The 22,712-nt window shown below is 40.6% G+C and carries 21 protein-coding genes; 12 read left to right on the top strand and 9 right to left on the bottom strand.

The annotated features are described in order from the left end of the window. The first annotated feature begins 157 nt into the window (after window positions 1–157). Window positions 158–2,845, top strand: a complete 2,688-nt coding sequence (locus tag AC0T5Z_RS05125) for a Lon protease family protein (RefSeq protein WP_435337432.1) — start codon at window positions 158–160, stop codon at window positions 2,843–2,845. 123 nt (window positions 2,846–2,968) lie between these two features. On the opposite strand, the gene grxD is transcribed toward AC0T5Z_RS05125, so the two are convergent. Further along, window positions 2,969–3,310, bottom strand: coding sequence for a Grx4 family monothiol glutaredoxin (gene grxD, locus AC0T5Z_RS05120; RefSeq protein ID WP_019837647.1), 342 nt, complete (start codon window positions 3,308–3,310; stop codon window positions 2,969–2,971). 161 nt (window positions 3,311–3,471) lie between these two features. Between grxD and AC0T5Z_RS05115 the strand changes: the two genes are divergently transcribed. Continuing rightward, entirely contained in the window at window positions 3,472–4,683 is a 1,212-nt protein-coding gene (locus AC0T5Z_RS05115; protein ID WP_435337431.1) for an aspartate aminotransferase family protein, read from the top strand. Between the two features lie 82 nt (window positions 4,684–4,765). On the opposite strand, the gene AC0T5Z_RS05110 is transcribed toward AC0T5Z_RS05115, so the two are convergent. The 3 genes from AC0T5Z_RS05110 to surE form a co-directional block, all read right to left on the bottom strand. Continuing rightward, the gene (locus AC0T5Z_RS05110) at window positions 4,766–5,695 is read right to left on the bottom strand and encodes a LysR family transcriptional regulator (protein ID WP_291335248.1); all 930 of its coding nucleotides are present in this window, start codon (window positions 5,693–5,695) and stop codon (window positions 4,766–4,768) included. A gap of 95 nt (window positions 5,696–5,790) precedes the next feature. After that, a complete protein-coding gene (locus AC0T5Z_RS05105; RefSeq protein WP_435337430.1) occupies window positions 5,791–6,615 on the bottom strand; it encodes a peptidoglycan DD-metalloendopeptidase family protein in 825 nt (274 codons plus the stop codon). A gap of 108 nt (window positions 6,616–6,723) precedes the next feature. Continuing rightward, entirely contained in the window at window positions 6,724–7,500 is a 777-nt protein-coding gene (gene surE / locus AC0T5Z_RS05100) for a 5'/3'-nucleotidase SurE (RefSeq protein ID WP_291335252.1), read from the bottom strand. A gap of 211 nt (window positions 7,501–7,711) precedes the next feature. Between surE and AC0T5Z_RS05095 the strand changes: the two genes are divergently transcribed. The 10 genes from AC0T5Z_RS05095 (at window position 7,712) to AC0T5Z_RS05050 (ending at window position 16,962) form a co-directional block, all read left to right on the top strand. Next, window positions 7,712–8,083, top strand: coding sequence for an MCR_0457 family protein (locus AC0T5Z_RS05095; RefSeq protein WP_291335254.1), 372 nt, complete (start codon window positions 7,712–7,714; stop codon window positions 8,081–8,083). 267 nt (window positions 8,084–8,350) lie between these two features. Next, window positions 8,351–8,755, top strand: a complete 405-nt coding sequence (locus AC0T5Z_RS05090; protein WP_168418188.1) for an MCR_0457 family protein — start codon at window positions 8,351–8,353, stop codon at window positions 8,753–8,755. Window positions 8,756–8,871: 116 nt separating this feature from the next. Continuing rightward, complete coding sequence (dacC, locus tag AC0T5Z_RS05085; RefSeq protein WP_435337429.1) at window positions 8,872–10,020, top strand: D-alanyl-D-alanine carboxypeptidase PBP5/6; 1,149 nt, start codon at window positions 8,872–8,874, stop codon at window positions 10,018–10,020. 105 nt (window positions 10,021–10,125) lie between these two features. Next, window positions 10,126–10,665: a gamma carbonic anhydrase family protein gene (locus AC0T5Z_RS05080; RefSeq protein ID WP_435337428.1), complete on the top strand. Its 540-nt coding sequence runs from the start codon at window positions 10,126–10,128 to the stop codon at window positions 10,663–10,665. A gap of 450 nt (window positions 10,666–11,115) precedes the next feature. Continuing rightward, a complete protein-coding gene (locus AC0T5Z_RS05075; protein WP_435337577.1) occupies window positions 11,116–12,090 on the top strand; it encodes an IS110 family transposase in 975 nt (324 codons plus the stop codon). Window positions 12,091–12,439: 349 nt separating this feature from the next. Beyond that, window positions 12,440–12,925 carry an NUDIX hydrolase gene (locus AC0T5Z_RS05070; protein WP_435336788.1) on the top strand — a complete coding sequence of 162 codons (486 nt, stop codon included), beginning with the start codon at window positions 12,440–12,442 and terminating at the stop codon, window positions 12,923–12,925. A gap of 4 nt (window positions 12,926–12,929) precedes the next feature. After that, entirely contained in the window at window positions 12,930–14,063 is a 1,134-nt protein-coding gene (gene mnmA, locus AC0T5Z_RS05065) for a tRNA 2-thiouridine(34) synthase MnmA (RefSeq protein WP_435336787.1), read from the top strand. A gap of 12 nt (window positions 14,064–14,075) precedes the next feature. Beyond that, window positions 14,076–14,807 (top strand): high frequency lysogenization protein HflD, encoded by a 732-nt coding sequence (gene hflD, locus AC0T5Z_RS05060; protein WP_435336786.1) that lies wholly within the window; start codon window positions 14,076–14,078, stop codon window positions 14,805–14,807. Window positions 14,808–14,862: 55 nt separating this feature from the next. Next, a complete protein-coding gene (gene purB, locus AC0T5Z_RS05055; RefSeq protein WP_019837658.1) occupies window positions 14,863–16,251 on the top strand; it encodes an adenylosuccinate lyase in 1,389 nt (462 codons plus the stop codon). A 90-nt stretch (window positions 16,252–16,341) separates the two neighbouring features. After that, window positions 16,342–16,962 (top strand): DUF2238 domain-containing protein, encoded by a 621-nt coding sequence (locus AC0T5Z_RS05050; RefSeq protein ID WP_435336785.1) that lies wholly within the window; start codon window positions 16,342–16,344, stop codon window positions 16,960–16,962. A gap of 30 nt (window positions 16,963–16,992) precedes the next feature. On the opposite strand, the gene AC0T5Z_RS05045 is transcribed toward AC0T5Z_RS05050, so the two are convergent. From AC0T5Z_RS05045 to pstC, 5 genes are all read right to left on the bottom strand, one after another. Further along, window positions 16,993–17,619, bottom strand: a complete 627-nt coding sequence (locus AC0T5Z_RS05045) for a cytochrome b/b6 domain-containing protein (protein WP_004971665.1) — start codon at window positions 17,617–17,619, stop codon at window positions 16,993–16,995. A 172-nt stretch (window positions 17,620–17,791) separates the two neighbouring features. Continuing rightward, the gene (sohB, locus tag AC0T5Z_RS05040) at window positions 17,792–18,754 is read right to left on the bottom strand and encodes a protease SohB (RefSeq protein ID WP_435336784.1); all 963 of its coding nucleotides are present in this window, start codon (window positions 18,752–18,754) and stop codon (window positions 17,792–17,794) included. A gap of 216 nt (window positions 18,755–18,970) precedes the next feature. Then, window positions 18,971–19,897: a phosphate ABC transporter ATP-binding protein PstB gene (gene pstB / locus AC0T5Z_RS05035; protein WP_317097521.1), complete on the bottom strand. Its 927-nt coding sequence runs from the start codon at window positions 19,895–19,897 to the stop codon at window positions 18,971–18,973. Between the two features lie 13 nt (window positions 19,898–19,910). Next, entirely contained in the window at window positions 19,911–21,299 is a 1,389-nt protein-coding gene (gene pstA / locus AC0T5Z_RS05030) for a phosphate ABC transporter permease PstA (RefSeq protein WP_435336783.1), read from the bottom strand. Then, window positions 21,299–22,678 (bottom strand): phosphate ABC transporter permease subunit PstC, encoded by a 1,380-nt coding sequence (pstC, locus tag AC0T5Z_RS05025; RefSeq protein ID WP_435336782.1) that lies wholly within the window; start codon window positions 22,676–22,678, stop codon window positions 21,299–21,301. Before pstC ends, pstA begins: the two co-directional genes overlap by 1 nt. Between the last annotated feature and the right edge of the window lie 34 nt (window positions 22,679–22,712).

The following is a 22,712-nucleotide window of genomic DNA, read 5'->3' as shown; positions in this document are numbered from 1 at the left end:
TCAATCGCGGAATAGCTTCTGTTTCAACAGTATTTATGAAATTATGCACAACAGCCTTGTCATTTTGTAGTAAAAATTACGGCTTAGCTTGAATTTTCCGCTTAAACCTGTATACCTTTAAACTTCTAACTGCACTATTTCGTTTTGGATTTCTACAGTGACCCAAAGACTTGATCAAATCAACCCATCATTGACAACTAACACAACAACAGCAGTGCCAGACGCACAACAACCGCTTCTCAGCTCTGCCTTTGAACAAAGCGAAATACAAACTACCTTAGAAAATACGCGACTCAAAGCAACACAACTCACCCATATTCCAAATTACGCTAACATTCCCGCTTCGACCCGACGCATTAAACCACTGAATAATTTTTTAGGACAAGATCGGGCACGTGCTTCGGTGGAAGCAGGTATTGCCCTGCCATATTCTGGCTATAATATTTTTGCAGTAGGTACAGCAGGATTAGGCAAACGCACCATGGTCAAGCGTTTGCTACAGCAACATGCTAAGAGCATGCCAACTCCAAATGACTGGGTCTATGTCAATAACTTCAAACACCCGCGCCAACCAATTGCCTTACAACTTCCTGCAGGTCAAGCGCCTAAATTCCAAAGCTTGTTACATCAAACTTGGCAAACTATTTTAAAGCAACTTGAACGTCGTTTTACAGCAGAAACCTATCACAACCGCATTGAAATGATTCGTCAACAAGCGGGAGATGAACAACAACAAGCCTTGATTGAGCTGACTAGTGAGGGTGAAGAACTCGATTTAAAACTGATTGCGCAGGAAGATGAACATTGCTTCGTACCTGTGCATCTTAAAAATGACAAAATGCAAGAAATGTCTAAGGAAGATATCAATGCTTTAGACAGTAAAACCCGAGCAGAAATTGCGTCCAATATTCGTTATATGAATAAAAAATTGGAGCGTTTAGGTTTGCATTTAGGTGATTTAGAAGATGATGCACGTGACAAAGTGCAAGACCTGAACCGTGATATTGCCAAACAAGTGGTGATGCCACGTATTGATATTATTCAAAATAAATATCCTAGCGTCGAAGGTTTGACTGAATATTTACAATACTATGCCGAAGACATCATAAATAATGTCGAGTTTGTTTTAGAACAGGAAGAGGATGATTTTCGTCCAGGTACCTTTAGCCGTATTCCTGCGCGCTACCAAGCCAATATTATTGTGACGCACAAACCTAACAGCGGTGTACCTGTTATTTTTGAAGATTTTCCAACCCATTACAACTTATTGGGGCATGTGGAACAACTCACGCAAAATGGCACCATTACCACTGACTTTACCTTAATTCGTGCAGGTAGCTTACATAAAGCCAATGGCGGCTTTTTGATGCTTGAAGCAGAGCAATTACTAGAACAACCTTATGCATGGCAAGGACTGAAACGTGCCTTAAAATCTGGGCAATTGAAACTTTCATCTTTGGAACACATGCTAACCTTAACAGGTAGCATTTCTATTGAACCGCAAGCCATTCCACTGAATATTAAAGTGATTTTACTGGCGGAACCTGAAATTTATTATGAAATTTTAGAGCTAGAACCCGAACTGGGCAGCGTTTTTAAAATCCGTGCAGACTTTACCGATACATTACAACGTAATGACGAAAACGAGCAGGCATATATGCAATTGATTGCCGACTATGTGCAATCTGACAAATTATTGCCATTTGACCGTTCTGCTTTGGCAGCTTTACTTACTGACTCAAGCCGTCAAGCTGAAGATCAAAGCTCACTCTCCTTACATGCCCTCACCTTAGGGGATTTAATTCGTGAATCGCATCACCATGCAGCACAGGCTGGCGATAAAACGGTTTCCGAACAACATATCAATACTGCGCTCGATCATCGCAAATATCGCTTAGGCTATTTAAGAGAACTGTACTGGCAAGATTTATCTCGCGGTACGCAGTTAATCGAAACACGTGGACATCGTTTAGGGCAAATTAATGCCTTGTCAGTGATTCACTATGCTGATGTCGAATTTGGCTTGCCTTCGCGCTTAACAGCTTCAGTCTACCAAGGTGGTGGCGATATTTTAGATATTGAACGCAGTGTAGAGTTGGGCGGGTCATTACATGCCAAAGGCGTATTGTTAATGGCCAGTTTCTTAAAAGCGCATTTTGGCCGTGAACAAATTTTGCATTTTTCTGCTGCCCTCGCCTTTGAACAAAGCTATGGTCAGGTCGATGGTGACAGCGCAACGGTGGCAGAACTCTCGGCGTTAATTTCAGCGATTAGCCAGTTACCTATTGATCAATCTTGGGCCATTACAGGTTCGATGAACCAACTTGGTCAGGTGCAGCCCATTGGTGGCGTGAACGCAAAAATTGAAGGGTTCTTTGATGCCTGTAAGCTACAAGGTTTAACGGGTAAGCAAGGTGTGATTATTCCACGTCAAAATATGCAGCACCTCATGTTGCGTAAAGATGTAATTGAAGCTGTAGAACAAGGTCAGTTCCACATTCACGCTATTGATACCATTGACCAAGCCTTAGAAATTTTAATGGCACGTCCTGTGGGTAAACTCACTAAAAAAGGACGTTACAGCAAAGGTTCAATTTACGCTGCAGTCATGGAACAACTTGAATATTGGCAAGCCATTGAAGATGGCGCTGAAATTGAAGAAGAGCCGAAGAAAAAGTCCAAGAAAGAAAAGGACAAAAAAGACCCAGAGAAAAAGGACAAAGCGCAGAAAGCCAAGAAAAAACAGAAAACAGCTGAATCAGCTAATGCAGCACCTTCGGATCAAGTCACTGCAGAGTCAGCTGAAACGTCTGAATTTACAACAGAAAGTTCTGTAGTAGACTAAGCGTAGTGATTCAAGTCAGTTATTCAAGTTATTTCTAGATATAAAAAAAGCGCCTTGGCGCTTTTTTTATATCAACTTTTTTGTATGGATCACTTGGGTCTGATTTGACTCAAATCCAATACTTTAAGCTTCAGGTGCTGGGCTGTATTGCTCAACTAAAGGCTTTAACTCACCTTTTTGGAACATATCCAACATAATATCGCTACCACCAATGAGCTCGCCATTAATCCACAATTGTGGGAATGTTGGCCAGTTCGCAATTTTTGGCAAAGTGGTACGAATATCTTGGTTTTCTAAAATATTCACATAGGCAAAAGGACGACCAATTTGACTGAGTGCTTCTACTGCGCGCGCAGAAAAACCGCATTGTGGAAATTGTGGTGTGCCTTTCATATAAAGAAGAACAGCATGTTTAGCAATTTGTTCACGAATTAACGCTTCGGTATCGCGTACTTGTTCAGTCATTGGTAAATCCTCAACTCATCTATGGGGCATTATACCCAAAACCGAGCAAAACAGTACGTCTAAAGCAATAAATCCAATTTTATTTACAATTAGGCTTTCCATCTGCAGTAGATTTTGCTTATATAAGTTTTTCCTTCCAACCTAACAGATAAGAGTTAGTCATGAATAACATTACCCTTGCTCCTGTGCAAACTGATCAACCATCACATTTGATGCCTGTATTTGGCCGTCAGCCGATCAGCTTTGTCCGCGGTCGAGGTTCTTATCTTTATACTGAAGATGGCACAGAATATTTAGATGCACTTACAGGCATTGCCGTATGTGGTTTAGGTCACGCACACCCTGCAATTACCGAAGCAATTGCCGATCAGGCGGCTACTTTAATTCACACCAGTAACTTGTTTGAAGTGCCATGGCAGACTGCTGCTGCACAAAAACTGGCTCAAGTTGCAGGCATGGAAGAAGTGTTCTTCTCCAACAGTGGTGCAGAATCCAACGAAGGTGCAATTAAAATTGCACGTAAGTTTGGTCACATGCAAGGCGTTGCTAACCCTAAAATCATTGTTGCCGATCATTCTTTCCATGGTCGTACTTTGGCTACCCTTTCCGCAACAGGCAATAAAAAAGTTCAGGAAGGTTTTGCACCTTTGGTTGAAGGTTTTATTCGTGTGCCTTTTGGTGATGTCGAAGCCATTGAAGAAGCTGCGATTCAGTATCCTGATATTGTAGCTATTTTAGTCGAGCCGATTCAGGGCGAAGGTGGAGTCAATACTGCACCACAAGGTTTTAGTTACCTAGAAGATATCCGTCGTATTTGTAATCAACACAACTGGCTGATGATGCTGGATGAAGTACAAACAGGTAATGGTCGTACAGGTAAATTCTTTGCTTATCAGCACACCAATATTGTGCCTGACGTACTGACCACAGCCAAAGGTTTGGGCAATGGTTTTCCAATTGGTGCGGTGATGACGCAAGGTCGCGGTGTAGGCGTTCTTACCGCAGGAAATCATGGCTCTACCTATAGCGGTAGCGCGCTTGGTTCACGTGTCGTTTATACCGTGATTGATACCATTCAGAAAGAAAACCTTATAGAAAATGCAGCAAAGATGGGGGACTATCTTGTGGAACAATTGCGTCAACAACTTGCAGATCAAAATGTAAGTGTGCGTGGCTTTGGTTTGATGATTGGTATTGAATTAGCAAAACCATGTGCAGAATTGGTCGATATTGCCCGTGATGAGTACAAAATGATTATTAACGTCACTGCAGGTTCTGTGGTGCGTTTATTGCCAACATTAAATATTACTCAAGCTCAGGCAGATCAATTAATTGAGCGCTTGGTCAGCATGATTAAAAAATTCTTGGCATAAATTCTATGCCCTACCGAAAAAGCCGCAGTTGAAACTGCGGCTTTTTGCTAACTAAATAATCAAGCACACTATCAACATTCAATTAAGATGCTTCTTGAAACATTCGCCCACCCGGCAATTGAGAAAAATATTGTTTTAAGGCTTCCAAACAACGCTGTACTTTCATGGGTTGTTGCTCATGCTTAGAAATGATTGCATACAAAGCAAATGCAGGTAATTTCCACTCAGGCAAAACTTCAACCAAACCACCGTTCAATAATTCTTTTTGAATATCTAAATGTAAAATACGAGCAATACCATGCCCCTGCATACATAACGATTTAGACACCAAAACATTATTGGTCGATAACCGTGATCCCATTTCAATACTGACATTTTCATCACGAGTCACGTGCTGAAAACTTAAATGCTGAAAATTCTTCATGATCGTTAATGGAATTAGATCATGATTTTTTAAATCCTCAGGACGTGAAATCGGCGCGGTCTGATTCAAATAACTTGGAGATGCCACTAAAACCTGATCTACATGTACAATTGGAATCACATGCTGGTTTTGATCTTCAATTTTGGGACTCATACGCAGCGCAATATCAATGCGACCATCAATCAGGTCAATGTGTTGATTGTCGGTTTCTAAATGCACAGATAAGCCACGATGGGCAGATAGCCAATGAGAAAGTGCGGGAATCACATGGTTCGCGCCTAATTCTGGCGTGGTGGCAATTCTTAAATCACCCACCAAATCATCTCTTAATTCATTAATGCGTATTTTACCACGCTCAGCAGCGGCAAGCATTTCTTGACAGCTGTGGAAAAAAGCTTGTCCTGCTTCAGTCAAACTCAGTTTTCGAGTAGAACGATGCAGGAGTGTGACTTCCATTTCTTGTTCTAATGAACGGATTTGTTGACTGACGGCACTGGTGGTGATCCCTAAATCACGCGCTGCACCGCTAAACGAGCTTTTTTCAACAACACAAGCAAATACACCCATTGCTCGGAGTTGATCTAACATAAATTCCCTCTAAAATTATAGTCGTGGCCCTTATCTATCGATAAAAGCAACTTATTGTATTATACGGTGAAATTTATGTTTTGTATTTGCAAAATTTAATTTATTGGTAAAACATTAGTCGGATTGATTGGCTTACCATCTAAACGCACCTGAAACTCCAGCATGGTCCGTGTTGCACCTGAAGAACCCATTTCGGCAATCTTTTGACCTGCAGTCACATTCTGACCACTGCTGACATTCATCTTACTGTTATGCGCATAAGCAGTAATGTAACCATCAACATGTTTAATTAAAACTAAATTACCATATTCTTTCAGACCATCGGCTGCATAAACCACTTGGCCATCGGCAGCGGCATAAATTGGATCGCCCACATTGCCACCGTAACGAATACCCTTAACATTATTTGCTAAATTAAAATGCTCAATTACTGCACCTTGCGATGGTTTCACCCAACGCAGGCTACTACTGCGTACAGGAGTTGCTGGTGATGAAGAGCTCGTGGTCGTTGTTGTGGACGAAATCACAGGTGCAGGTGTGGGTGTAGTTGGTAAAGTGACTGTCTGACGCTGAATTGGTGCCGCCTGCGTTACAGGGCGCGTGGTTGTGGTGCGAGGTGCATTACCGCTTTTCAGGCGAATAGACTGCCCGACATAAATACGATACGGTGGTGCAATATCATTCATTTCTGCAATGCTGAGGTAGCTCAATCCATAACGTGCCGCAATACCACTTAAAGTATCACCTGAACGTACAGTATAAAAATTCGGCGCTGTGGCAAAACGTGCAGAATTATTTATTTGAGGTTTAGAGGCACAACCACTCAACACAACAATAGCAACAATAGCACTTGATAACACTAAGGTTTTCAACAATGCTGTTGGTGTACTAAATAAACGATATTGAAACACCACGGGCATTCTTTCCTCTCTATAAATTCAAAATATTTCTATTATTGCGCTAAGAGTAGCAAAAAAGTCCTTGCAATGAGAATTACAAGTTATTTTTTCACAAAGTTATAACATTAGTTAGCCAATAGAGGAAAATTGACTGTGCAAGCTTTGTAAAACCTCATAATTGGTCGCATCCATTTGAATTGGTGTCACGCTGACATAGCCATTCGCCACAGCAAAAAAATCGGACTCAATTTCCGTTAAGCCTTTTTTCGGTGCAGCCACTGCCTCGCCCGACAAACCAATCCAAAATACTTGACGTCCTCGCGGATCGACCTGACTGGTAATAGGTTTGGACTGGGTACGTTGCCCTTGATACGTTACTTTTATGCCCTGCAACACAGGCACATCTGGAATATTCACATTAAAAATATGTCGCGCAGGTAAACTTGGCAAACCTTGAGCAATAAAGTCATGCACCCATTGTGCGGCCTGCATATAATCTTGTGGATGCTGATAAGCACGTACATTATGCCCTGCAAGCGATACCGCAATCGCAGGCTGTTTCATCAAACGCCCTTCAAATGCAGCACCGACTGTTCCTGAGTAGAGCACATCATCACCCAGATTTGCACCGCTATTAATGCCGCTGACCACTAAATCAAATTCGAAATCGAACAATCCATTCATGGACAAATAGACACAGTCTGCAGGTGTGCCATTCACTGCCCAGACATCTTCAGCAATTTGCACAGGGCGTAATGGTCGGTCTAAAGTCAGTGCACTCGAAAAACCACTGCGTTCACTTTCGGGTGCGACAATCACCACACGACCCAAAGGTTTTAGGGCTTGCGCCAAAGCTTGAATACCGGGTGCAAACACGCCATCATCATTGGCTATCAAAATATTCACAGAAAAATCTCAAATAAAACAAATATAAAGGTTATATACTAAAATATAGCAATGTCGCTTCAATCTTAAACTTGTTTGTGACTAATTCATGCCTAAGCACATTTAATAAGCACACGACAACAAAATGACTGATCAGCACATTTCATTGAAATATACAAAAGATTATATATATTTAGCGCCTAACATCCATCCAAAAATATATGTGATTCTCATGATTTTAGCTTTGCCATTTCGTCGTTTATTGAGTCTAGGTTTTGCTGCTGTATTAACGCAGTCTGTAATTGCAGAAGATCTAACTGCTGAAGAAGCCAATACCATTATTAAGGAAGATGTTGCTGCAGCACAAGTCATGACTGAAATGTGCCCTGCGCTGATTGGCAAAAATGCAAAATTAGACAGTAACATTCAAGCGTTGATTCAAACCTATTTACAAGATTATTCTGATAGCAGCATGACACTTGCAAAATTACAGGCCGATACAGAATATCAATCAGTTTTAACCGAAGCACGTCAAGCCGCTAAAGATACCAGTGCCGATGAACAAAAAGCAGTATGTCTAGAAGCTTTAGAATTAGCACTATAAATCAAGTGATTTAAATTACGATTGAATCTTTTTCTAATAAGGCAAACTTTTCAAGTTTGCCTTATTTTCTTGTTACGCACGTATAACCTACAACACATCCAGACTTTCCTGATTTCAAAGCAAAGCTCCACTTTTCTACATGATTGATGTTTGAATCACACAGCTTTAATACATTTTCACTCTTTCAATTACAAAATAAATGTTTAATCTTATAAACACTTAAATGAATCACATGATTCAGCTCAAACCATATTTAAGGTAATTTATATGCAATTTTCTGCTTCATTTTCTGGCTTTAAAAAATCACGTACAGTTCAAGTTTTGGGTGCAATTGCACTGAGTTTAGGTTTAAGCCAAGCAGCAATGGCACAAGAAGAAAATATTGAAGTCACACCATTACAACAGGTGACTCAGCAAGAATTAGCGGCTATTTATGTATTATCTGAAGTTTGCCCTGCATTGGTAACAGATAAAGCCAAGTTTAATCAAGGTTATGCGCAACTTGCACAAGAATATATGCCTAAAGAAAAAGACGCTGTTACAGCATTAAATAAACTCAGCAAGCAAAAAAGCTTTCAACCTATTTTAAAAGAAGCACGTGCAGATGCCAAAGCGGCTGGAACAGCCAAAAACAAAGCAATTTGCCAAGAATTGACAGCATATAGCCGATAATACAATTTGGTTACAATACTTTTATCAATAAGCCGATATCTCCCATAGAAGTCGGCTGAGCTTTGCCCTAAAATGCTAGCTCTTTGTGCATACATCAAGTATTGGAACCCCTTAGAATGACCCGAAAAAGCGCCCTTGCTGCATTATTACTATTACCAAGCTTTTCTTATGCAGCAACTGTCTTAGCCACACCACCAGAACTCAATAACAAATCATACGTTTTGATGGATTATGAGACGGGACAAATTTTAGCTTCAAAAAATGAAAACGAAAAACTCGCCCCTGCCTCTATGACTAAAATGATGACCAGTTTCATCATTGAACAAAAGTTATTAAAGGGTGAACTCACGGAAGATGAACAAGTCCGCATGAATGAATCTGCATGGTGTCGTGGTAGCAGTACAGAATCATGTATGTACGTTCCTTTAAATGGCACAGCCACTGTACTTGAAATGCTACGCGGTATTATTGTGCAATCAGGCAATGATGCCTCTAAAGCCATGGCTGAGCACATTGCAGGTAATGAAGGCACGTTCGTTCACATGATGAATGAAGAAGCCAAACGTATTGGCATGAGCAACACCCAGTTTATGAACTCTACGGGTATGCCTGCCGAAGGTCACTTTTCTACTGCAAAAGATATGGCAACTTTGGCGCAGCACATCATCCATGACAGCTCAAAATACTACCCAATTTATTCTGAAAAAGAATTTTCTTTTAATGGAATTAAACAAGGCAACCGTAATGCCCTGTTATATACCGACCCAAGCGTAGATGGTCTAAAAACAGGTCATACTAACGAAGCAGGTTTCTGCTTAACCACTTCAGCTAAACGTGGCCCAATGCGTTTAATTTCGGTAATTTTTGGTGCGCCTACCATGCAGGCTCGTGCAACTCAAACCCGTGAATTACTGGCTTGGGGTTATGCAAACTACGAAACTGTACGTGTACAGCCTGCCAACCAAGTCTTGGCTAAAGCCAAAGTATGGTACGGTAAAAGCAAAGAAGTACAAATTGGTTTACCAGAAAACTTTAACGTGACCATGCCAAAAGGCAAAGCCAACCAAATTAAAACCCAATTGGTGGTTCAACCTAAATTGACTGCGCCTTTGAAAAAAGGTCAGGTGATTGGTAAATATGTAGCGACTTTAGATGGTAAAGTGATTGCTGAAAAACCATTGGTGGCGTTGCAAGAAGTGGAAGAAGCTGGTTTCTTCGCACGTATGTTAGACCATATCAAACAATTCTTTAGCAACTTATTCTAAGATTTATACCTTAGACTAAAGCGCAAAGCACACATGACCCGCATGTGTGCTTTTTTATTTTATACTGCCTTCAATCCAAATTTATAAACTAAAGATTTATGCATTATGAAAAAAAATGTGCGTGCTTATTTAGAGCACACTCCAAAAATTGACGCAAGCTGTTATGTAGATGAATTGTCAATTGTGATAGGTGATGTGCATTTGGCTGCCAATGTATCGGTTTGGCCTTTTGCCGTGATTCGTGGTGATGTCAATCATATTCGGATTGGTCAAAATTCCAATGTGCAAGATCATGCCATGCTGCACGTTAGCCATAAGAAAGCTGATAAGCCTGAAGGTTCGCCTTTAATGATTGGTGAAGATGTAACGATTGGTCATCATGTGAAATTGCATGGTTGTACCATTGGCAACCGTGTTTTGGTGGGTATTGGCACGATTATTTTAGATGATGTCGTTGTTGAAGATGATGTGATGATTGGTGCAGGTTCGCTTGTGCCACCAAATAAAGTTTTGGAAAGTGGTTACCTTTATATGGGTAGTCCTGTTAAAAAGGTGCGTCCACTGACTGAGAAAGAAAAAGCGTTTTTGCCGTATTCAGCGCAGAATTATGTAAAGGTGTCCCGTCATTATTTAGAGCAGGCATAATGCCTGCTTATTTTACTGTTATTCCTGTGCATGAGGGTAATCTATATAGCTCACACCACTATAAATAGAATGTTTTATGCATCAGTGAGATTTAATTGCTGAATGTATAATTTAGATCCGCATAAAAATGATTTATGAAAGAAGTCAACTCCAAACCATGTACATATTGCACTTTCATTAATAATATTTAATAAAAATTATATTTAATATGCATAAATATACAATAGACCTTGTATCTTGGAGGTTGTAGTGATTAGCTTCCACTATATGCAAATTGTAGAGTTTGTAATAGACCTAAGACTTTTAGTCTGTGCAAGAGATAAAACCTACAATTTGCCCTAACCACTTGCACAACTCTGGACGGTAACTAAGCACTTTGATGCTGCATTCACAAGAAAAGACGGTGGTTATGCTAAAACAATAATTGAATAATTAAAGCAGGTAAAGATTATGTTTTATCTTGGTATTGATGTTGCTAAAGCTAAAATTGATTGCTGTTTAATTTTAGAAAATTCTGCAAATAAAAAGAAAACCAAAACTTTTTCAAATACACCAAAAGGTTTTGAGCAACTTCAAATCTGGCTAAACCAGCATGCTGCAACTTCTACGCAGACCATTATCTTAATGGAAGCAACATCTATTTATCATGAACTCTTGGCTAAATATTTATTTGATGAGGGCTATCAAGTCTCTGTAACCAATCCTGCCAGAGCTCGATATTTTGCTCAGAGTATGTCTAAGCTGAATAAAACAGACAAGGTAGATAGTGAGGTTCTAGCTCGATTTGCGATGACTGCCAATCTACATTTTTGGCAACCTTTACCCAAACATATTCAATTGCTGAATGCTTTACTGGATAGAAGAGCTGTTCTTTGTGAAGATTTACAACGTGAAAAGAATCGTTTGGAAAAAGCAGAGTCTACCTTCACGATGGAACCTGTACTTGAGTCTCTCCACAAGAGTATTGAACAGTTAAACCAACATATTCAGGGTATCGACCAACAAATTGATGATCACATTGATCAGAATCCTGATTTAAAAAATGATAAAGAACTGCTCAGCAGTATTCCAGCCATTGCAGATCGAACTAGTTTATTAATGCTCAGTTTCTTGCGCAGTCATACTTTTGAAAGAGCTAGTCAAGCGGCCGCCTTTGTTGGCTTGGTGCCCACTCAAAAGCAGTCAGGTAGCTCCATTCATGGCAGAAGCCATTTATCCAAAGCGGGCTCTTCCAAAATACGTGCCGGTTTATATATGGCAGCCATTGTCGCAACTCGGCATAATCCTCATATTAAAGGGATGAATGAAAGATTATTAGCTAATGGTAAAACCAAAATGATGGCGATTGGAGCTGCAATGAGAAAGTTGGTTCATCTTTGTTATGGTGTACTCAAACACCAACAGCCTTATCAAGCAGATTATTGAGCATGAATTTTCGATAATTTGCTTGACGTTTCAGACGGTATCTCTTGCGAAAGTATCGTTTACTTTATTTTTGAACTGGCTAAAACCTTATTCAATGTAGCTTTAGGCTGTTTAAATTTTGACTAACGCAAGAAGTCTATTAAAAATTTCCTATTTTTCGAATAAATATATTATTTGAAATTTTCGAAAACAATATTTACGCTAACATGGCAATTCAATAAATCTTTTATCAATTCACTAAATTCAACACCTATAATCTGAAAAGATCAATTAAAGAAATCCCCTCCCATCATAGCCACACACCCCAAAATTTTATACAATAGTGCATCCTTATCCATGGTGCTGCTTTATGACCGCTTGGACTGCGCATGTGACTGTTGCCACCGTTGTTGAAAAAGACGGAAAATTCCTGTTTGTTGAAGAACATACAGAAGGCGTAACGCATACCGTCTTTAATCAACCCGCAGGTCATGTTGAAGCTGGCGAAACCATCATTGAAGCAGCCATTCGTGAAACCATGGAAGAAACAGGTCATACGGTTGAAGTGACGAACGTGCTTGGGATGTATACCTATACCCCACCGATGTTCCCCGACCGTACCTATTTCCGTTTCTGCTTTTTAGCAAAATCTATTGCACATGACCTACATGCCGAGCTTGATACTGGTATTGTCGGTGCAGTTTGGATGACTTTAGATGAACTGATTGAATCTGCACGCGCACGTAGTCCATTGGTGATTAAAGCCGTGCAAGATGCCCTGTCAGGTCAAAAATATCCTTTATCGCTCATTTACGAGCACCAAAATTCTCCCCTAATTTCAAGTTTGGATGCCTAATCCTATGCAACAACGTGTCATCGTCGGTATGTCAGGTGGTGTAGATTCATCTGTTTCTGCTGCACTTCTACTTCAACAAGGTTATCAGGTTGAAGGGCTTTTCATGAAAAACTGGGAAGAAGATGACGGCACTGAATATTGCACCGCGATGGAAGACCTTGCCGATGCGCAAGCAGTGTGCGATAAACTAGGTATTAAGTTGCATACAGCCAACTTTGCTATGGAATATTGGGATCGTGTCTTTGAGCATTTTCTTGCCGAATATGCTGCAGGACGTACACCAAACCCAGATATTCTATGCAATAAAGAAATTAAATTCCGTGCCTTTTTAGATCACGCCATGAATTTGGGTGCAGATTTTATTGCCACTGGTCACTACGCTCGTCGTGGTGAAACGCAGTACAACTCTAAAGGCGAAGCCTACGCCCCACTATTACGTGGTTTAGATAAAAATAAAGATCAAACCTATTTCTTGCATGCCGTACATGGTCGTGAAATTAACAAAACCTTGTTCCCAGTGGGTGAAATTGAAAAAACGCAAGTCCGAAAAATTGCCGAAGAACTAGATTTAGTCACCGCCAAGAAAAAAGACTCGACTGGTATTTGTTTTATTGGTGAACGTCGCTTTAATGATTTCTTAAAACAATATTTGCCTGCTCAAGCTGGAAAAATTATTTTAGACGATGGCAAAGAGGTTGGTGAACATCACGGCTTAATGTACTATACGCTCGGTCAGCGTGGTGGGATTGGCATTGGTGGCTTAAAAGGCGTTGCCGAAGGAGCATGGTTTGTCCTGCATAAAGATATTGAAAATAATAGATTAGTGATTGGTCAAGGTCACGAACATCCACTCATGCAAAGCACTATTTTATGGAGCGAAGCAATTGATTGGGTGGCAGGTGAACAAGAAATTCCAGCATCGGGCTTCCGTTGTACTTGCCGCACTCGCTATCGCCAAGATGATCAAGATTGCGTGATCTTCAATGATGCTGATTTACCTGGTGGCGTACGTGTCGAGTTTGATGAGCCACAACGCGCAGTCACTCCTGGTCAAAGTGTCGTATTCTATTCAGGCGAAGTGTGTTTAGGTGGTGGTGTGATTCACCATACCAATGCACCTAAACCCGATTTTATTTAAGGATTGTTTCGGATGACAGAGTTACCGTTTCAACAGTCACCAACTCTGAATATTCGCCAAAATCGTGCCTTGGCGTTAGCGGGTGTGTTTCAAGCCACCCAGCTCACGCACATGACTGCACTCACAGGCCGACAAAGTATTGGTGAAAGCGGTAACTTTTATTTTGAGCAAATGATTAAAGCCAGTTTAAATATCCGTCCAAGTAGCAATCACAGTGTGCAAACTTTAGATTTTTTTAATCATTTGGCCGATATTTCTTTGGGTTTAAAAACGCTAGAAAGTTGCATCAACCAACCTTTTAATACCGCCCCTAAATCGCGTTTACCTAAATTATCCAATACCAAATTACCTATGTCATATGCGATGGCACTCTTACAATTAGAAAAAAAAGTTTATCGCAATCCTAAATACGTCGAAATTATTGAGCAATCGCAGCAAAAAATCTTAAAACAACTTTCATTTTTTGATCATAACTATTTGCATCCCAGTATTATTGCCAATTTAGCCCAAACCTATGTCGATACAGCGGGACAAATTAACCCGCGCATTATGGTACGCGGCAATGCAGAAGCATTTAAGGATTCTGCACATACCAACCGAATTCGAGCTTCGCTTTTTACAGGCTTACAAATGGCACACCTTTGGCGTCAACTTGGTGGCAGTTCATGGGGCATGGTATTTAGCAAACGTAAATTATTACGTGATATTCAAGATCTGGCGCGTTTACAGTATCAGGTGGTTTAAACCATGCTGAACACGCTTTTGTTTTAGGTTTAATTCCAAAGTTTAAGGAATCGATATGAACGCTTTAACCGCACTTTCTCCATTAGATGGGCGCTATGCAAGCAAATGTGATGCACTCCGCCCTTTCCTCTCTGAGTTTGGTTTAATCCATGCTCGTGTGACAGTTGAAGTGCGTTGGTTACAAGCGCTTGCCAATCGTCCTGAAATTACCGAAGTACCGGCGTTCAGCGCTGCAACCAATGCTGCATTAGATGCAATTGTTGCAGATTTCTCTGAAGATGATGCCAACCGCATTAAAGAAATTGAACGCACCACCAACCATGACGTAAAAGCAGTTGAATATTTCTTAAAAGAAAAAATTGCCAACATTGATGAGTTAAAAAATGCAGGTGAGTTCATTCATTTTGCTTGTACTTCAGAAGACATCAACAACTTGTCACATGCTTTAATGCTCAAAAATGGTCGTGAAGTATTGGTTGCAGCTATGCAGCAAATCATTGATTCGATTGTTGCATTGGCAGAAAAACACGCAGATCAACCAATGTTGTCACGCACTCATGGTCAAACTGCAAGCCCAACAACGTTGGGTAAAGAAATGGCGAATGTAGCCTATCGTCTTGCACGTCAAATCAAACAGTTCAAGCAAGTTGAACTTTTGGGCAAAATCAATGGTGCCGTAGGTAACTACAACGCTCACCTTTCTGCATATCCAGAAATTAACTGGCCTGCACATTCTCAAGCATTTGTAGAGTCTTTAGGTTTAAGCTTTAACCCATATACCACACAAATCGAGCCACACGACTACATGGCAGAATTGTTTGATGCATTACGTCGTTTCAACACCATTCTAATCGACTTCAACCGTGACGTTTGGGGCTACATCTCGCTTGGTTTCTTCAAGCAAAAACTAAAAGAAGGTGAAGTTGGTTCTTCAACCATGCCACACAAAGTAAACCCAATTGACTTTGAAAATTCTGAAGGTAACTTGGGTATCGCCAATGCAGTCTTGGCTCACTTGGGCGAAAAATTACCAATTTCTCGCTGGCAGCGTGACTTAACTGACTCGACTGTATTGCGTAATATGGGTGTGGGTTTTGCACAAAGCTTGATCGCTTTTGAAGCTTGCTCTAAAGGTATTGGCAAACTTGAATTGAATGCACAACGTATTCTTGAAGATTTAGACAATGCTCAAGAAGTCTTGGCTGAACCAATTCAAACCGTGATGCGTCGTTATAACATCGAAAAACCATACGAAAAGTTAAAAGCCCTTACACGTGGTCAAGCCATGACACGTGACATGATGGTAGATTTCGTGAATGGTAACGAGTTGGAAGGCGTTCCTGCAGCAGATCGCGCACGATTAGCAACCATGACGCCAGCAACTTATACAGGTAATGCAGCCGAACAAGCGAAACAAATTCAAGATTTAATTGCTAAAATCTAATTTGTAAAGCAATAACCCAAATATAAAAATGCGAAGCTTCTGCTTCGCATTTTTATTAGAATAAAACAAATCTTCCAACTTAAACATCACATGGAAAATCAATTCCGCATTCAACATTACTGCGCTTTGGGCTTGGTCATACTCGCCATGTTTGCTGCTAGTATTCAACCACTGGAATTTGAGTCATATTTACTGCATCAGGCAGGCACAGTTTTTATGCTCGCGGCTTTACTGATTGCTTTTAAAAAAGTAGGACTAAGTTTTTCTAGCTTTGTGTTGTATTTAATATTTTTACTAATTCACATTGTCGGGGCACATTATCTGTATTCTTATGTGCCCTATAATGATTGGATTTTGCACAGCTTTGGCTTTAATTTAAATCAAAATATGGGCTGGTCACGCAATATGTATGACCGTTTTGTGCACCTGGCTTTTGGTGTTTTGCTCTACCCTATTTTATTACGTTTATTTGAAGTTTGGTTTCCTAAAAACAAACCGTTCGTTTTATATCTTTTGGTCATTCAATTTGTCATGGCAACCAGCCTGATTTATGAATGGCTGGAATGGCTGATTGCGCTTGGCTTATCACCAGAAGATGCTGAAAATTATAATGGTCAGCAAGGTGATATGTGGGATGCGCATAAAGATATGTTTTTAGCAACGATAGGAGCAATGCTGATGGGATGCTTCTACTTGATCAAGAAACCCTAACAGGATGCCTCTTTCGTACTAAATCCAAATTTATTGCCAATACCACCACCAGAAGCCAGCTAAACTTGCGACTGAAATCATCCAGATCAACACCGTTAATACTGCAGGTTTACCCGACCCCCAAAACATGGTTTTGGCAAGCCATTTTTTAAACAATACGCTGCTTAAAGTTAAGCTCGCTAAATGCACCAATACCGCAGCTAAGAATAAATTTGCTGCAAATTCATGTAGCTCTTTTAAAGTATGACTTTGGGTATAATCGGTGAAAAATCCAACCAACACAGTTAAAGGCAATGCCAACCAAATCAACAAAATACTGAATTGAAACGCACTGGAACTGCCTGACTTTAAAAACGGTAATGAAAAAAACTGCTGTGGCTGTTTCCAATCGCGTTTTACAAATTGTTGAATCATGCCTAAACGTTTAGAAATTCCTGTCGGCTGTGTGCTGTTCAACATACTCAACACCTGCCATACGATTCGTAAAGCTAAACTAATCCCCAACGTATAGCCAAAAGCCATATGTAACTGATGCCATTCTTCCGCATCACCTGTTAAGTAAGCCCCTGTAAAACTTAGCAGCATCACCACATGCAAAAAGCGAATCATTAAATCTGTAGATGTTGATTGCTTCGCGGGCACACTATTTGTTTGCATATTCAATCTATCAAGGTGGTTTTGTTCTTATCACAAAGATATAACATCAAGCTGAATTGAAAATTAAGATGCTTAAATCAAAGACCCTATATTTTTGAATAAAAGTGAATAAAAAAATTGCGCTCAATTGAGCGCAATTTTTAGATAAATTTTAGAAGTTAGATCATCACTATTACAGTTTAGGATCACGGATTTGCAACAAACTGCTGTTGGCTTTGCTTAGGCTATCAACCAGTTTATTCATCACTGCAGGAATCAAACTGTCTGCCATTTGTGCAGCTTGCAAACCTAGCTTTTCACCCAAAGTAGGCTTTTTACGAGTTTGAATCGCATAGATGTCATGCTGTGGCAACAAACTCAGCAAGTATTCATCTGAGGTTTGTAATTTGTCTATTAACTTTAAATCCAACGCATCCTGACCATACCAATGCTCACCCGTTGCCACTTTTTCAACATTTAGTTGTGGACGATATTTTTCAACAAATTGTTTAAATAGCACGTGAGTTTGTTGCAATTCTTCTTCAAACTTAGCCTTGCCTGCTTCAGTATTTTCACCAAACATGGTCACAGTGCGTTTATATTCACCTGCGGTGTACATCTCAAAATCTATATTTTTTTCTTTAAGCAAGCGATTAAAGTTCGGTACTTGTGCCACTACGCCAATAGAACCCAAAATCGCAAATGGCGCTGACACAATTTCTGAACCAATGCATGCCATCATATAGCCACCACTTGCCGCGACTTTATCGACACAAATGGTTAAATGAAATCCTGCATCACGTAAACGCACCAATTGAGCAGCAGCAAGACCGTAGCCATGCACCATGCCGCCCGGACTTTCCAAACGTACCACGACACGGTCACGTCCAGCTTTGGCCGTTGCCAAAATTAGGGTGATTTCTTCACGCAATTGCTCTACAGCAGACGCGGCAGTATCACCTTTAAAGTCAAGTACATAAATTTTTTGATTGTTCTTTTTACGGGCGCGTGCTTCACGTGCCATTTGTTGAGATAGTTGTAATAACTCAAGTTTAGATGCCGTAGTTTGCGCAATTTTTCTTCGTTGTTCGTTAATTCGCGCATTTAAATGGCTAATACGAATTTCGGCAGGAAGTTTAGGTAAGTGAAATAACATAGATCCGCAATTCTCAATTTTATTTGTGCTTAGCTTAAGATGAGGGCTGAACTTAAAAATTCAATATCACCTTGTTTATTTGCTTAATTTAATCGATTTTAAATCTCATTACCGTTTAATTTGTGCAAAAACAAAATCATACTATGTACTAAACATTCGTCATAAAAAAACCGCAAATCGGTTTGATTTGCGGTTCCTTTTTACAGATTTTAAGAATTAACCAAAACGACCTGTAATATACGCTTCTGTTAATTGATGGTCTGGCTGAGTAAATACTTTTTCAGTCGCATTCACTTCAATCAAATCACCCAAATGGAAGTATGCGGTACGGTCAGATACACGCGCTGCCTGTTGCATTGAGTGCGTTACAATCGCAATTGTATATTGGGTAGAAAGTTCAGAAATTAATTCTTCTACTTTTGCCGTTGCAATTGGGTCAAGTGCCGAACATGGTTCATCCATCAAAATTACTTCTGGACTTACCGCAATGGTACGTGCGATACAAAGACGTTGTTGCTGACCACCAGAAAGACCTGTACCCGGTTGATTCAAACGATCTTTGACTTCTTCCCATAAACCTGCTTTGCGCAAGCTATTTTCTACAATTTCTTCCAAATCGTATTTATCGCGCGCTAAACCATGCAGTTTAGGACCGTAAGCCACGTTTTCAAAAATTGATTTCGGGAATGGGTTTGGCTTCTGAAACACCATGCCCACTTGCGCACGTAACAAGACCACGTCAAGGTTCGGGTCATAAATGTCTTGGTTATCCAACATCACTTTACCCGTTACACGACAGCTATCAATGGTGTCGTTCATACGGTTTAAAGTACGCAAGAAAGTAGATTTACCGCAACCAGATGGTCCAATAAATGCAATCACTTCATTTTCATAGATATTTAAATCAATGCCTTTGATTGCTTCAGATTCACCATAGTACACATGCACATCATTGGTACTTAATTTCACATTTGAAGACTTCGCTTCTTTCTTGCTAGATGCTTGTGTATCAAACTGTGAAACAAACGAAGTTGATGATTGCTTCTGTTCTACATCGGTAGATGTAAATTGGCTTTGATGTGGATTCACTTGTTTATCCTGTTCTAAGGAATTTGGTTTTTCTGTGCTTGCTACAGTATTCATATTCTGCCCTCAATTACCAGCGTACTTCAAACTTCTTACGCAACCAAATTGCAAAGCTGTTTAAGCCAATCATTAGCGCAAGAAGTACGATAATGGCTGCAGCGGTACGTCCCTCGAAGAAGTTACGCAATTCATTACCCTGCCATAAGAAAATTTGCACAGGTAACGCAGTAGATTGATCAAGTGGAGTTGCTGGTACACTGGCAACGAAAGCACTCATACCAATTAATAACAATGGTGCGGTTTCACCCAAAGCTTGTGCGACACCAATAATTGCACCCGTTAAAATACCTGGCAATGCAAGTGGGAGTACATGGTGGAACACAGTTTGTAAACGAGAAGCACCCAAACCTAAAGCAGCTTGACGAATCGACGGTGGCACTGCTTTTAATGATGCACGCGTGGTAATAATCACGGTTGGTAAAGTCATTAAACTGAGTACCAAACCACCGACCAATGGTGCAGACAATGGTAAATGCATCCAGCCAATAAAGATCGCAGCACCTAGCAAACCGAATACAATAGAAGGGACAGCAGCCAAGTTATTGATGTTCACTTCAATAATATCAGTAATCGCATTTTTAGGTGCAAATTCTTCTAAGTAAATTGCCGACGCAACACCAATTGGAATCGAAATAAATATTACAATCAGCATCATGAATAACGAACCCATGAATGCGCCTGCCAAACCAGAAGTCGCTGGAGAACTACGTGAGTCTGGGCTAACAAAAATATTGGTATTGAAAGTACTTTCAATAATACCTTGTGATTCGAGCTGATCTGCCAGTTGACGTACTTCAGGGCTTAGCTGTTGCTGCTCATCTGGTAAACTACGGTCAATCTTGCCCTCTAACCATACATCAACGTTGGCATCTGCAAGAACTTTCACTTCTTTGGTTTGACCAATTAAAGAAGGATCAGCCAACACCATGTCACGTACTCGGTACGCTTCTGAACTGGTATATAAGTAACCAAGATCATCACGCTTAGCTTCTAGCGCTTTATCTTTAGCAATAATGCCGTTCACAATGAGGGCATCCCAATCGACCATACCCATTTCGGTTTGCCACTTAATCATACGTTCTTCGTATTGTGCTGGTGACTCACCTGAAATCGCCTTAGGTTTTGGACCTACATTGACAATCGCTGGATCGAAGTAAATTGGAAGGCTCATACTGCTTTGCCAGAACGCAGGCAAACCTTTAGATAAGATACTGCCGAATAACAATACGACAAAGAATAAACCTGCAATAACTGCCGAAAACCCCATCAAACGAAAGGTTTTTTCCTTACGGTGACGTTTGCCCAATGAACTGGCAATGGTATTTTTACGTTGTTCACGTAATTCGGCAGCAGCTTGTGGATCTAACTGATCCAAAGACGATGTATTTGAAGTACTCATTAGTCGTATTGCTCACGATATTTACGCACGATGTATAGTGCAACAATGTTCAAACCTAAGGTAATCACGAACAGGGTCAAACCAAGTGCGAAAGCAACCAATGCTTGCGGACTTGCGAAATCTGTATCACCTGTTAACTGGTTCACAATCGTAATCGTAACCGTAGATACCGCTTCTAATGGGTTTGCGTGTAGTAAAGGACTATTACCTGCAGCTAACACCACAATCATGGTTTCACCAATTGCACGTGACGCAGCAAGTAAGAACGCACCAATCACCCCTGGCAATGCAGCTGGCATCACCACGCGACGAATGGTTTCAGATTTGGTTGCACCTAAGCCTAAAGAACCATCACGTAGCGCACGCGGCACTTGCGTAATAATGTCATCAGACAATGAAGATACAAAAGGAATGATCATGATACCCATCACTAAACCAGCAGTTAATGCACTCGTGGCATTAATATCTAGTCCAATGATTGCGCCCGCTGTTTTAAGGAACGGACCGATGATCATCATGGCAAATACACCGTACACAATGGTCGGAATACCTGCTAAAACCTCAATGGTCGGCTTTGCCCATGCACGGAATTTAGGCGATGCATATTCTGCAAGGTAAATGGCAATCATTAAACCAATAGGTACTGCAACCAATAAGGCAATACCACTCACCATCAATGTACCCCACAGTAATGGAAGTAAACCATAACTGCCATCTGCACTACCCGAGGTGCTAAAACCAGGGTTCCAGACCGTCCCAAAGAAGAAATCCAGTGGGTTAACGAAACTAAAGAATCGCATTGCTTCACTGAACATAGACATCACAATACCGACTGTAGTCAGAATTGCGACACCAGAACATAATGCCAAAGAAATGTTGATGATTTTTTCAACTTGGTTACGTGCACGGAATTGTTGTGAAATACGTTTCTTTGCCCACACCAAACCAAATAAGGCCGCACAGATCACCACCGCAAGTTTGGCATAAGAACCAATGGTTTCAATTTTCGCTAATTGCTCTGCCGCTGCAACTTCATATGCAGCAGGTGTATCACTCACACCAAAACCAGATGCAATGGCTTGTACGCGATCAACCAAAACACTTGTACTTGCAGGGTCTAAGCTCGCAGCAATGTGCGCTGGCACGTTATTAATCACCACTTGCTCTAGAATACTTGGTTCAACCAAGTTCCAAACAATCAAAATTAAAAAAGCAGGGATACCACACCATAATGCTACCAACGCACCATAATATCCTGGGCGTGAATGTAACATTGCAGAGTTATTTCCCTTACCTGCTAGGTTACGGCTCTTGCTTAACCCGATTTGATAGGCTATGGCGATAATGGCCAATAACACACCTATGAGTAGCAGATTCATGTATTCTCCACTGTTTTTTCAATTTCGTTTTTGA

The sequence above is a fragment of the Acinetobacter pengchengensis genome, assembly GCF_982235305.1.
This window is presented reverse-complemented; position numbering and strand designations above follow the sequence as displayed.

Coding starts and splice junctions, on each gene's coding strand:
- AC0T5Z_RS05080 (WP_435337428.1), top strand. CDS start 10,126: ATGAAAAAAAATGTGCGTGCTTATTTAGAGCACACTCCAAAAATTGAC.
- grxD (WP_019837647.1), bottom strand. CDS start 3,310: ATGACTGAACAAGTACGCGATACCGAAGCGTTAATTCGTGAACAAATT.
- AC0T5Z_RS05095 (WP_291335254.1), top strand. CDS start 7,712: ATGATTTTAGCTTTGCCATTTCGTCGTTTATTGAGTCTAGGTTTTGCT.
- pstA (WP_435336783.1), bottom strand. CDS start 21,299: ATGAGTACTTCAAATACATCGTCTTTGGATCAGTTAGATCCACAAGCT.
- mnmA (WP_435336787.1), top strand. CDS start 12,930: ATGCAACAACGTGTCATCGTCGGTATGTCAGGTGGTGTAGATTCATCT.
- sohB (WP_435336784.1), bottom strand. CDS start 18,754: ATGTTATTTCACTTACCTAAACTTCCTGCCGAAATTCGTATTAGCCAT.
- dacC (WP_435337429.1), top strand. CDS start 8,872: ATGACCCGAAAAAGCGCCCTTGCTGCATTATTACTATTACCAAGCTTT.
- pstC (WP_435336782.1), bottom strand. CDS start 22,678: ATGAATCTGCTACTCATAGGTGTGTTATTGGCCATTATCGCCATAGCC.
- purB (WP_019837658.1), top strand. CDS start 14,863: ATGAACGCTTTAACCGCACTTTCTCCATTAGATGGGCGCTATGCAAGC.
- AC0T5Z_RS05110 (WP_291335248.1), bottom strand. CDS start 5,695: ATGTTAGATCAACTCCGAGCAATGGGTGTATTTGCTTGTGTTGTTGAA.
- pstB (WP_317097521.1), bottom strand. CDS start 19,897: ATGAATACTGTAGCAAGCACAGAAAAACCAAATTCCTTAGAACAGGAT.
- AC0T5Z_RS05075 (WP_435337577.1), top strand. CDS start 11,116: ATGTTTTATCTTGGTATTGATGTTGCTAAAGCTAAAATTGATTGCTGT.
- AC0T5Z_RS05115 (WP_435337431.1), top strand. CDS start 3,472: ATGAATAACATTACCCTTGCTCCTGTGCAAACTGATCAACCATCACAT.
- AC0T5Z_RS05050 (WP_435336785.1), top strand. CDS start 16,342: ATGGAAAATCAATTCCGCATTCAACATTACTGCGCTTTGGGCTTGGTC.
- AC0T5Z_RS05070 (WP_435336788.1), top strand. CDS start 12,440: ATGACCGCTTGGACTGCGCATGTGACTGTTGCCACCGTTGTTGAAAAA.
- AC0T5Z_RS05090 (WP_168418188.1), top strand. CDS start 8,351: ATGCAATTTTCTGCTTCATTTTCTGGCTTTAAAAAATCACGTACAGTT.
- hflD (WP_435336786.1), top strand. CDS start 14,076: ATGACAGAGTTACCGTTTCAACAGTCACCAACTCTGAATATTCGCCAA.
- AC0T5Z_RS05045 (WP_004971665.1), bottom strand. CDS start 17,619: ATGCAAACAAATAGTGTGCCCGCGAAGCAATCAACATCTACAGATTTA.
- AC0T5Z_RS05105 (WP_435337430.1), bottom strand. CDS start 6,615: ATGCCCGTGGTGTTTCAATATCGTTTATTTAGTACACCAACAGCATTG.